Genomic DNA, 11,572 nt, shown 5'->3' on the forward strand with positions numbered 1-11,572 from the left:
CGTCATGCTGCCAGCACCGCATAGTCGGCCGCGCGCGTCGTCTTGACGTCCATCTTGGGCACGTGCGGATACGCCGCCAGATCAAGGCGCGGCGGACGGCGCTCGATACGCGCCAGCGCGATGAGTTTGACCGCGTCAAAACCGGGAGCGCCCAACTGGATGGCCTCGGTCACCGCGTCTGTGACGATGGGAAGCGGCATGGCTTCGAGCAGCCGCAGCACCTGGATGAACTCGCGTTTGCCCTTGTTCCCCATCCGGGCCTCGAGCAGGTGCCGCAGATGCTGGAAGATGTCCGGCAGGTTCCAGTCCCGAAGGGCCGCTGCCTGGTCGAGTGCGCCGGGCTTGGTCTCGATAAGCGCCAGATAGTGCAGCGGATTTGAGACAAATACGCCTTCGCCGTAGCAACGCGTGTGCCGGGCGATCTCCTCGCCCGCGCAGAGGATGACGACCTCGTCGACGAACCCCTTCACGACCACGTCGCGGAAACCGTACGCGGTCGGTACCGAATAGTCGTTGGTCCGGTAGCGCACCAGCGCGGTCGACGACACGCGCCCGGCGCGCTTCTCACATGGCTCCAGCGGCACGGCTGGCAAACGGCGTAACGCTGCTACGTCAGCCGCCAGCCGCTCGGCGATTGTCTGCGCGTGCTGACCGGCATGCTCACCCTGACGCGCGCGGCAGGACTCCTCGAACCTGGCGTTCAAGACATCGAAATTGGCAGCGACCGGCACGGGCACCATGAAGTTGTTGCGCGCGAACTTCACTAGCCCCTCGACCTTGCCTTTGTCGTTGCCCCGCGCTGGACGCGCAAAACGGTCCTGAAACAAATAGTGGCTCACCAGCTCTGTGAAGGAACGCGTGCGCTCGCGCGTTCCGTTGCCGCAGATCTTTGCCACGGCGATGGTCGTGTTGTCGTAGAGGATGGAGAGCGGCACGCCCCCGAAGAACGCGAATGCTGACACGTGCCCGTCAAGAAACGCCTCGGTCGTCTCGCGCGGATACGCCTTGAAGAAGCACGCATCCGACTGCGGCAGCGACATGCAGAAATAGTGGATCTTCATCCGCTCCCCGCCGACGACCGCGACCGCCTCGCCAAAGTCGACCTGTGCATGCCCTGGCGGGTGCGCCAGCGGCACGAAGGTCTCGCGCCCGCGTGCCCTGCACAGCCGGACATGGTCCTTCACCATCGTGTAGCCGCCCGTATAGCCATGCTCGTCGCGTAGCCGCTCAAAGATCCGCTTGGCCGTGTGCTGCTGCTTGCCCGGCGCCTCGCGGTCGGCTGCCAGGATTGCGTTGATAACCGGTAGCAGCGTCCCGAGCTTTGGCTTGGTCGGAGGTTTCGTCCGACGGTATCCAGGAGGCGCCGAATACAGGCACATCTTGCGTACCGTATCGCGGTTCAGTCCGAACACTTCCGCCGCTTCCCGGCGACTATGACCCTCGACAAATACAAACCGTCTGACTGCTGCGTAGCTCTCCACGACAAACATCCCCGCCGCTCCGCAAAGGGAGCAGCTTAACAAATGGCCGGATTTTACTCCGCCCCCGAAGGCACTGCGCCGGCGGTCCTGTGGCCTGGTTTGTCACCGCCCTTCACAGTTACAGCTCGTACCTTCGCAATACTCATGCTCACCAGATCAAAGAGGCGACGAGACCTTCGCTTTTCAAGCTGTGGTATTCCTATCGATCCTGGCCAATATTTTAGCGTCCTCTACCGTGGTCGAAGCCGAAACAGTGGCCTAAGATCGCATCCACTCTGTCGTGCCGTACCGGCCCAATAGTGACGCGGGCCAATTTACCCTTCACCATGCGAAGTATGAGACTTCGCTGCCAAACTTTCGGTTAGCTAGGCAACATGCTCAGCTGCGCTTGATGGGCGACCTTACCGGCCATCTTTCCCTTGGTTGGATGTGCAGCCGTAGCTGTAGCAAGTTCCACAGCTGTAATCAGAGGACCATTGAAGACGGCTTCCAGCAGCTTTGCTTGCAACGGCTCCATCTCTACGAGACGGCCAAGCACATGCAGCAAGTTCAGCAGATCCGTGGTGTACTCCGCTATCCAACCCTGCGGTTTGATATCGCCGAGCGGGGAAGGGGGACGACGGTCGCCCATGATCGGTCGGCTTCTATCGGCTTTTCTATAGCTGAACCATTGACGCAGAATGGGCTTCCCACCGACTGCGTAATTCCACATCTCGCTTGTGACGTTGTCAATGACACCCTTTCCGATACGCAACTGACGGCTTGCGGCGTCATAATGCATTTCGTCTGGCATTTCGGCCGAAGAGGACGGTATCGCACCGCCGGCGAGTATCGTCGGCCCGGTACCCTTGGGCAATCGAGGATTGCCGTGGGATCGACCCGACCCAACATCGATAAATCTCTCTCCGAACGTCTGTAGCCAGATGATCGTACGACCGATTTCGACCGCTTGTTCGAACAGTTTCGGATCCGCCGTCAGAGGGATACGCAATGGAGGAGTTCGGAGATCAGCGGCGAACCGGGCAGTGTAGGCAGAGCTCGACCCTATCGCCGCAATATATCCCATTACCTCCTGTGCGCTGACGGCTGTGCCAAGGCGAGTGCCTAGAATTTCGATTAGCGCTGGATTTATCTCGCTTATGGTTGCGCCGGCGTCATTCCACAGTCGGAATACGCGACCGCCGAACGATCCCTTGAAGTGATCGAGATCAGGAATGTTTGCTGCTATCGTGAATCCTGGCCCGGCCGATGGTGCCGGGTGGTCTAAGACCGTCAGATAGACTTGCTCGTTGGAATGCCCTGACCAAAGAGAGGGATTCGCCTGATTGATCAGACGGGCGTCCGGAATGATGTACTGACGGTCGAAAGACCGAAAGGCATACGGAACAGGCTCTATCGCCTGCATGGTATCACCTGAAACTGGGCTGGATCGTTGCTCGTGACCGTGGAGTCCTCGGGCTACATGCTTGTCGATATGTTTGTCGCCCGGCTTTCCCTTGCGAAGATGGGGATGAAAAAGCGCTGCTTTTTTGGCGTCGTCCTTCTCACGCGTTAATCGGGCCCATCGATCTTTAAGGCTGCTGACATCAGGTGCGATGACCCAGGTTCGACCTGGCATTACACCCGATCGGCTATCGACGAAGTATTGCTCGATCGCCGGGAAGGTCGCCCAGGCTCCTACCGACGCTGGGAGAAACGGATCACGCCATTCGGACGAGCACACCGCCCAGCCAGAGTCATCCAGCGATATGTTTTGGAGATCAACGAACTTTGCGGTTCGTGGACCGGCGGTCAGGGCACGGTATCGAACAACCGCAGGTTCGGAAGGCGACTGTTTCCCGGTTCGCGAAGCTAGCACGATGCAGACCGGCTGCTGAACACCTTGGAAAACACGTGAGGCAACACCAGGCTGATGACCCTCGGGCGAACAGTCGATGACCCATATCTCGTCCGCCGACCTCCGCAGGTCCTCTCGCATCTTCTGAAAACCATCGCCGGCAAGATAGCCCGCGACAGTGATGAAGCAGACGATGCCGGCCTTGGCTTCGGTGCCGTTTCCGCTCGGTAGTCCTGCATACGCCTCGGAACCCGCATTGGGTCCGAACACCTTCCATGTCGCCCACCGCCAGAAAAAGATATACAGATTGTACAGGTGCTTTGTATGTGCGCCAACGCCCCACGCGGGTGGCGGCACCCAGTCGCCAAGCGGTGCGGCGTTGTTGCCGTCCCCTGCCTCAATCCATCCGCCCCGTCCCTTCGCCTTTTCCTTGTACGGTGGGTTTCCGATCACGACTGTTATCGGATCGGAGCGCTTGATCTGGTTGGCTTCCATTCTTGATTGGGCAAGCGGCTCCAGCATTGTCGGGATCCACTCCTGTTCGGCATACGGGTTGCCCAGGGTGTCAGTGACGAAAAGCCGCAGCGGTGGCGCTTCGGTGGCGTCCTCTTTTTCGTCGAGTACTGCTAGCTCGGCGAGCATGCGCAATTGGGCCACAGCGAAAGGCCCGAACTGGATCTCGAAACCGATGAGCCGGGACATGGCCGCCGCGACCGCCGCTGGTACCGCACCGAGGCCCTGCTCGTCCTCGATGGTGCTTGCGATCTTGCGGATGATGCCCAGGAGATATGTGCCGGTGCCGACCGCGGGGTCGGCGATCGTCACGTCGGAGGACGCGAGGCCGGTCGCCCGGTTGAACCGAGTGGGGCTCCGCAACGCCTCGTCTACCATGCCGACCATCGCCTGCACGACCTCCGGGGGCGTGTAGTATGATCCGGTCTTCTTGCGGAGCGCGTTGTCGTATACCTCGAGGAACTGCTCGTAAAAATAGAGCCATGCCTCGGGCTGACCCTTGCTGACCTTGTTCCAGTCCACCTTGTCGAGCACCCGGGTAAGCGTCGCGAGCGACGTCTTCAAGGCGTCGCGGTTCTCAGCCTGGTCCGTCAGCAGTCGTAGGGCCGTCCCTATGAGTGAGTTGGTTTTACGAAGTTCGGCCGCGGCGGCATCCAGCCCCTGCGCAAGGCCGATCTTCTTCGCACGTGCCACGAGCAGACCAAAGGTCACAGCCTGCGCGTAGCCGTCGGCGAATTCGACGTCGCTTGCGGTCGGGAAGAGCAGCTTGCGCCAGTCTTCCGCCAGCCCGGTCAGAGCGGGGTTGCCCTCATCCATCTGCTCGGTGACCTCGTCGCGTAGCAACCGACAGAGGCGGGCGCTCACGCGCGCCAGTTCGGGTACGGACCGTGGTGGGATCGGTTCCCACGCCAAGAATGAGGATATTAGCCCGAGAAGCGCTTCTGGCGCTTCGAGGTCGGCGCCGGATGTCTCGACGTCACCGTCAAGGTGAACGACCTTGCCGTCTATTTCGCCGTTGCGCCACAGGCTGAAGGAGTTGCCGTCAGTGTAAAGGAGGTTGGGCAGCGACTTGAGCTTTTCCCATTGCGCCTTGTCATGCTTGTCGCCGAACTTTCGTGGATCTGCGCCCTTCGATGGGGCCTTCACCTCGATGAATCCCACGAGCGCGTCCTTGACGGATACCGCATAGTCCGGTCGCGTCTTGAGATCGGCGAGCGACGTCTCGCCGATGAGCACCATGGTGCCTTTCGTAAGGCCGATGATGTCGGCAAGCGATGCAAGGTATTCCTCGAGCGGTGCCCGAAGCTGATCCTCTGGCGCGCCGGTGATGGCGGGGCTGTTCAGCTTCTTCCTGGCGGCCACGCCGAATGTCGATGTCGCAGACGCCAGTGTCACGTCGTCGCTGCCCCTTACCCCGTTAATCGACACGGGTTCTAGGATGGGCACCGGCGAGCGACAAGCATAGCAGTCAAACTCTATCGGACTCGGATGGTTCAATCGCGGCCCTGTCGGGCCTAGGCGGCGTGCTGTCCGAGTATCGAGAACAGGCTGGGTTCGCGTACTGGCTCGATGTGATCGTCCCAGGCGAACTGCTTGACCGATCGTCGGACTGACCCGTCAGCGGCTGTAATCACGATTTCCTTCTGCTCCCGCAGGAAGGACAGCTGACTGTCGACGATATCTCCAGTCACGGGCGTATCGTTGCAACGCGATGTGAAGATCTGCTGCTTGGTGAGCGGTTTCCCGCCTTCTCTGGCGCTGGCATGGATGAGCCGGGGGAGCTGGTCCAGGACGGCAACTTCCGATCGCGTCCGGGCATTGTCGTTGAATCCGAAGTCGAAGTTGTCCTCGCGCACGTCGACCCCGGGAATGAATCCAAGGGCATTGAACCCCGTGCGACCGAAGTGCTCGAAGGTGTTCTCCATGCCCCAGTGCACCTTGCCCATTTCTTCGCGGGCCTGATGATGCTTGAACAAATGAATGAGCCAATAGTCACGGTTCGACTTCTCGGGGTGGATGAAGAACGGGGTATAGAACGCCGCGCCCGTTCGCGCCTGAATGTGGCTGTAGACGGTATTCTGGATGATGCGCTTCCAGCCCTTCTGCTGTTTCAGCGCCATTAGGGCCCGGATGTCCTCACGATCGTAGTCGATCGCGGTCAGGGCGCGGAAATCCGACATGCGCTCGTGAAGAAGGTTCACGAGATTGTCGACCATGAAGGTCAGGATAACCTCAGGGTTCGCCAACTGACTCATAATATGCCGCACCGTTGCGAACGTGACGTCGCTCCAGCCATACTGATCGAGGAAGAACAGTGATCGGTGTGCACTACCCTTCTTCCGGATAGCCTCGATGACCGTGGGGCATGCGTCCTCGAACGTCGACTGGATGATTCTGATGTCGCGGCCGATGCGATGACCGTGGCCGCGCTGCTCCAGGAGGTCGCGTAAAAATTCGATATGGTTGGGGTTGTCGTCGATGAAGACAAAGTCGGCTTTGATCTCGAAGCCCATTGCGCGCGCGGCGCTCAGTTCCGTTTGCGCCCGTTCGACGGCGGCAAGCATACGAAGCGGGGATCCATCGACTTCCTGACCATCGAGACTGTAACGACCGCCGCCACAGAAACCATCGACGATGGTCAGGTTCAACGCTCGCTTAAGATGGTTGCGGGTGAGCGTGCGGATGTACGCCGCAATATAGCGATCGAAGACTTCGTGCTTGGCAACGCTATGACGGCCAAGTTCGGGCAGATCACCGCCCAGTATCCAATCGTATGCCGGACGCTTCCCCATTGATCAGACCTCACCGACGCCCCGCCGCCGGAGGACGGAATATGGGTGTGCCCTAGCGTTTCTGTCTAGCGGAAACCGTCGCAGGCATCGCGAAATCGCCATGTTCGCCTGTCAATTTCGTTGCGCCGCGAATCGCAATGTGGCAGATTCACGGTTCGTTCTCTGGGGCGCGAAAACTATGGCTGATGGCAGTGCAATCGAGTGGACCGATGCGACGTGGAACCCGGTCACGGGCTGCACGAAGATCACGGCTGGCTGTGACAACTGTCAATCGGCGTCCAAAAAGGACCCCCTATCGGCGTCCAAAAGAGACCCCCTTCGTCGGGCAGCGTGACGGTAACGGACGCGCCGTTCGCGCTGGTTGCGGCGTAGGGCGGGCGTAGCCCGTCCGGAGGCGTAACCAGCGCGAAGCGTTCCTCTGTCGGGTTCCCGAGGGCTAGCTGCGGTGCTTGAAGCGCCAGCTGTCGTTGCCGGTTTCGACGATGTCGCAGTGGTGCGTAATGCGGTCGAGCAGCGCGGTGGTCATCTTGGGGTCGCCGAAGACAGTCGGCCATTCGCCAAAGGCAAGGTTCGTCGTGACGATGACCGAGGTTCGCTCGTAGAGCTTGCTGACCAGGTGGAAGAGCAGCTGGCCGCCCGAGCGGGCGAACGGCAGATAACCAAGCTCGTCGAGCACTACGACCTCGAGGCGTGACAGCTGGGCTGCAAGCGTGCCGGCCTTGCCGAGGCGGGTTTCCTCCTCGAGCCGGTTCACTAGGTCGACCGTATTGAAGTAGCGGCCGCGGGCGCCGTTTCGCACGACGTTGGCGGTGATGGCGCTGGCGAGGTGCGTCTTGCCGGTGCCCGTACCACCGACGAGCACGATGTTGCGCTGGCCGGCCAGGAACGCGCCGTTGTGCAGCGAGCGCACCAGGCCTTCGTTGATGGGCGTACCGTCAAATACGAAGGCGTCGAGGTCCTTTACCGCCGGCAGTTTGGCGGCTGACATCCGGTAGCGGACCGACGCCGCATGGCGATGGGTCGTCTCCGCACGCAACAGGTCCGTCAGGATTTCCATCATCGTACGTTTGCGCTGCAGGCCGGTGGTGACCGCCTCGTCGAAGGCGCCGGCCATGCCCTTGAGCCCCAACTCGGCCATGGCAGCCATCATCTCATGCCGCTGCATGGAAACCTCGCAGGCTGTCGTAGCGGCCGCAGTCGGCACGAGGCGGATGGCGCAGCGCCAGGTCCTCGGGTGTGACGATGGCCAACGGTCGTGGCGGCTCGCGCCGACGGGCGAGAATGTTGAGAATGACGTCGTCGCTGGTGATACCCGCCAGCAGTGCTTCACGGACGGCCGCCTCGACGAGATCGAGCCCGTCGTCGAGCACCGCTGCAAGCACACGCACGAACCGCCGGTCGGCATCATCGCCAGCGCCGAGCTTGCGCCGCAGTCGTGACAACGCAGGCGGCAGCTCCCAGTCCTGGAACGGCGCGCCGTTACGCAAGGCGCCGGGTTTGGTCACGAGCACCGGCAGATAGTGCCACGGGTCGTAGATAGTGCGGTCGCGACCAAAGAACCGAGGATGGTCGGCGAGTACCTCACCGCCAAGGCGCACGACGATGCGGGTAGCATAGGCACGGACCTGAACCGTGCGCCGCACGGCTTTGGCCGAGACGGAATAGCGGTTGCGGTCGAAGCTTATCAGGCACGTGCCGCTCACCGCATGCTCACTCTCGTAGAACCCGTCGAAGGAGGCAGCAACCGGCTGGAGCACGCCGCGCTCAGCCGTCCATGCCTGGGCGACCGTCAGTTCCTTCTGCTCAGGATGCTGGTGCAGGTCGGCCCAGCGGCGACATTCCGCCTCCAGCCAGCCGTTCAACTCCTCGAGACTGGCAAAACGCAAGCGCGGTTGGAAGAACCGACCGCGTGCCGTCTGGACCTGGTTTTCGACCTGGCCTTTCTCCCAGCCGGCTGCCGGCGAACAAGCCGTCGGCTCGACCATGTAATGGCTCGCCATGACCAGAAAACGCCGGTTGAAAACCCGTTCCTTGCCTGTGAACACGCTCGTCACGGCGGTCTTCATGTTGTCGTAGATGCCGCGCGTCGGCACGCCCCCGAAGAAGGCGAATGCCCGCGCATGGGCATCGAACAGCATCTCCTGTGTCTCGCGCGGATAGGCTCGCACGTACATCACCCGCGATGCGCATAGCCGCACATGTGCGACCTTCACCCGCATTGGCTTGCCCGCGATCTCGACGTCTTCGTGGCTCCAGTCGAACTGATAGGCCTCGCCCGGCCGGAACAGCAGCGGGATGAACGCTGGCGCGTCCATTACGTCGCGACGTCGAGCTTGCCGCCAGCGGGTAGCGTAGCGGCGCACCGCGTCGTACGAGCCGTCGAACCCCTCGCGCAGCAGCAGATCATGGACACGCGTAATGCGCAGCTTCTCGCGCCGCGGTCGTGCCTCATCCTCTTCCAACAGCGCATCGAGCCGCATCTGAAACGGCCCCAATTTTGGCAACGGCTGTACTTCTCGCCGGTACTTGGTGTCCGCCTCCGGCGCCCGGATCGCCCTGCGCACCACCCCGCGTGACAAATGCAGGTCCCGCATTATCGCCTTGATGGCTTTGCCCGACGCGTGCTCGCGCCGGATCCTCAATACCGTCTCCAATACCAACATCCCGATCTCGCCGCCTGACATCTGCCAAGCGGACAGCCTTAGACCAACGGAATGAGGGGTCCTTTTTCGACGCCGATCACCCCGCTACCGGGGTCCTTTTTCCACGCCGATCCACAGTGACAACTGCTACGCGGCCCGCTTCTCGGAGAGGTGGCGCGGTATCCCCGGGCACCCGTTCGAGAACGGTTTCGATCTGACGCTCCGTCCCGAGCGCATTGACCAGCCGTTGCTGTGGAAGCGTCCACGAATGATCTTCGTGAATTCCATGAGCGATCTGTTTCACAAGGACGTGCCGAGGACCTTCATCGACAGCGTGTTCGACACAATGGAGAAGGCGGAATGGCACGTCTTTCAGGTGCTGACCAAACGCAGCTCTCTGATGCGAACCTATCTAAAGCGCCGCTATCGCGAGGTGACGCCCCCTGAGCACATCTGGCTCGGCGTGTCGGTCGAGGATAGTCGATCAGGCGCACGTATTCAGCATCTTCGCCAGTCGCCAGCGGCCGTCCGCTTCCTGTCGATCGAGCCGCTGATTGGCGCCGTTGGACCGGTAGACCTTTCGGGAATTCACTGGGTGATCGCCGGTGGCGAAAGTGGCCCTGGCGCGCGACCGATGGCAATAGAATGGGCGCGAGAGATCCGCGATCAATGCGCCGCGCAGGACGTGGCTTTCTTCTTCAAGCAATGGGGCGGAATCAGGCCGAAGACGGGCGGTCGTGATCTCGATGGCCGCGAGTGGAACGATCTTCCAATGCCGGTCGCATCGCGAGCTGCCTGATGCCTCTGGATCTCGCGAATTATCAAGGGCGCGAGCAAGCCTACGTGAAGCATCACTTCCTCGCGGGTTATCTCGAAAGCCTTATCTTCAAAGTCGCCAGCGCATACGACGAGATTGTCTATGTCGATGGTTTTTCCGGCCCATGGAAGAACAGCGGCGAACGCTTCGAGGACACCTCGTTCGGCATCGCGCTCAGAGCGTTGACGCTCGCGAAGCATACTTGGGCGAGCATGGTTGATCCGGCCCAACGCCGTCAGGTGCGCATGACGGCGCATTTGGTCGAGAAAAATAAGGCGGCGTTTGCAAAGCTAGATGGGCTTCGCGAGATGTTCCCCGAGGTCACGATCATCGCACACAACGACGACTTCACAGCCGTTGCACCGACGATCGCTACACAGATACCGGCGCGGGCGTTCTCGTTCGTCCTGATCGACCCCAAGGGATGGACGGTCGATCTGAAAGCGATCGCTCCCCTGATCGGGCGGTACAACTGCGAGGTTGTGTTCAACTTCATGTTCGACTTCATCAATCGTTTTGCGCTGTCCGAGGAGGCGGCGATCGCAGGTCAGCTCGATCGCCTGACGCCTGGTCGCGACTGGCGCTCGCGCATACGGTCGCTCGACCGGCAGCACGCATCGACTACCATGGGCCACCGCGTCTCCGATGCGCGCAAGGGAGCGCTCGTGGATGAATTTCGAGCGGCGCTTGCGGACGTCGGCGGGTATCCATTCGTGTCCGATGTGGACGTCCTGAAGCCAACGAAGGACCGGACATTGTACTTCCTGGTCTACGGCACTCGTCGACCGAAGGGGATCGAGGTCTTTCGTGATTGCCACGTCGATGCGCTTGACGTGCAGAGCGACATTCGTGGCCGTCGAAAATTGGAAGGGCGGGAAAGTCGCAGCGGTCAGTTCGAATTGCTGGCATCTACGCACGAGATGGGGCCGGACCGTAGTTCCATCTCGCTCGTAGACGAGAATCGTCGAGCCCGAGATCTGCTTCTGGATTTGGTGCCTCAAGGCGGGCCGGGCGTTCGTTGGGACAGTATCTGGCCGATGGTGCTAACGCGGCATATTATTAGGCTGAAAGACTTGAAGCGTATTGCGAACGAGTATCGCAGAAGCGGCGTGCTCGAATTTCCGGATTGGCCGGCTGGAGCCAAAAGAACGCCCGAGGACAGGTATCTTGTCCGACGTAGCGGGACGGAGATGGTGCAGGCATCGCTGATCTGAATGGCGCAGGCGAGCTACAAGAGGCCTAATCCCTAAAGGAACTCCAAAAAACGAACGGATGTTCGAAGTTGGGAGGCGGGGAGGGGCACGTGAATGATCGGTTGTGGGTCGAACTGCTCCAGGTCAACGGCCGCCCCTCGTGTGGAGACGGAGCCGGACCGGTTTGTCTCCCGGCTCTAGTCCGGCCCGGCCTTTCCATTCCAGAACAGGAATGTAAGGTGATTTAGGGATTCAAACTTGCAAACTCGTGGTGGAACCCCTGCAACGCATCCGCAT

At 60.9% G+C, this 11,572-nt stretch carries 7 protein-coding genes and 1 pseudogene; 3 read left to right on the forward strand and 5 right to left on the reverse strand.

What is annotated here, in order from left to right:
* Window positions 1–2 precede the first annotated feature (2 nt).
* The 3 genes from istA (AC1MLZ_RS24725) to AC1MLZ_RS24735 form a co-directional block, all read right to left on the reverse strand.
* Window positions 3–1,490 carry an IS21 family transposase gene (istA, locus tag AC1MLZ_RS24725; protein ID WP_480962461.1) on the reverse strand — a complete coding sequence of 496 codons (1,488 nt, stop codon included), beginning with the start codon at window positions 1,488–1,490 and terminating at the stop codon, window positions 3–5.
* A 352-nt stretch (window positions 1,491–1,842) separates the two neighbouring features.
* Window positions 1,843–5,193, reverse strand: coding sequence for a type ISP restriction/modification enzyme (locus AC1MLZ_RS24730; protein ID WP_480962462.1), 3,351 nt, complete (start codon window positions 5,191–5,193; stop codon window positions 1,843–1,845).
* 152 nt (window positions 5,194–5,345) lie between these two features.
* On the reverse strand, window positions 5,346–6,623 hold the full coding sequence (locus AC1MLZ_RS24735; RefSeq protein ID WP_480962463.1) for a three-Cys-motif partner protein TcmP: 1,278 nt from the start codon (window positions 6,621–6,623) through the stop codon (window positions 5,346–5,348).
* A gap of 178 nt (window positions 6,624–6,801) precedes the next feature.
* Between AC1MLZ_RS24735 and AC1MLZ_RS24740 the strand changes: the two are divergent.
* Window positions 6,802–6,892, forward strand: a pseudogene (locus AC1MLZ_RS24740) (DUF5131 family protein); the annotation flags it as partial.
* A gap of 167 nt (window positions 6,893–7,059) precedes the next feature.
* Here AC1MLZ_RS24740 and istB read toward each other — a convergent pair.
* Both istB and istA (AC1MLZ_RS24750) read right to left on the reverse strand, forming a co-directional pair.
* A complete protein-coding gene (gene istB / locus AC1MLZ_RS24745; protein WP_480962464.1) occupies window positions 7,060–7,788 on the reverse strand; it encodes an IS21-like element helper ATPase IstB in 729 nt (242 codons plus the stop codon).
* Entirely contained in the window at window positions 7,775–9,286 is a 1,512-nt protein-coding gene (istA, locus tag AC1MLZ_RS24750) for an IS21 family transposase (protein ID WP_480962471.1), read from the reverse strand. Before istA (AC1MLZ_RS24750) ends, istB begins: the two co-directional genes overlap by 14 nt.
* A gap of 109 nt (window positions 9,287–9,395) precedes the next feature.
* Here istA (AC1MLZ_RS24750) and AC1MLZ_RS24755 point away from each other — a divergent pair, with 109 nt between their 5' ends.
* Both AC1MLZ_RS24755 and tcmP read left to right on the forward strand, forming a co-directional pair.
* The gene (locus tag AC1MLZ_RS24755) at window positions 9,396–10,064 is read left to right on the forward strand and encodes a DUF5131 family protein (protein WP_480962472.1); all 669 of its coding nucleotides are present in this window, start codon (window positions 9,396–9,398) and stop codon (window positions 10,062–10,064) included.
* Complete coding sequence (tcmP, locus tag AC1MLZ_RS24760; protein WP_480962465.1) at window positions 10,064–11,296, forward strand: three-Cys-motif partner protein TcmP; 1,233 nt, start codon at window positions 10,064–10,066, stop codon at window positions 11,294–11,296. The genes AC1MLZ_RS24755 and tcmP overlap by 1 nt, the downstream gene beginning before the upstream one ends.
* Window positions 11,297–11,572: the final 276 nt, after the last annotated feature.

This window comes from Sphingomonas sp. PEI4 (assembly GCF_056679955.1).

Bases quoted from the DNA above. Each gene is read 5' to 3' on its own strand.
- istA (WP_480962461.1), bottom strand. From the start codon at position 1,490: ATGTTTGTCGTGGAGAGCTACGCAGCAGTCAGACGGTTTGTATTTGTC.
- AC1MLZ_RS24735 (WP_480962463.1), bottom strand. From the start codon at position 6,623: ATGGGGAAGCGTCCGGCATACGATTGGATACTGGGCGGTGATCTGCCC.
- istB (WP_480962464.1), bottom strand. From the start codon at position 7,788: ATGCAGCGGCATGAGATGATGGCTGCCATGGCCGAGTTGGGGCTCAAG.
- istA (WP_480962471.1), bottom strand. From the start codon at position 9,286: ATGTTGGTATTGGAGACGGTATTGAGGATCCGGCGCGAGCACGCGTCG.
- tcmP (WP_480962465.1), top strand. From the start codon at position 10,064: ATGCCTCTGGATCTCGCGAATTATCAAGGGCGCGAGCAAGCCTACGTG.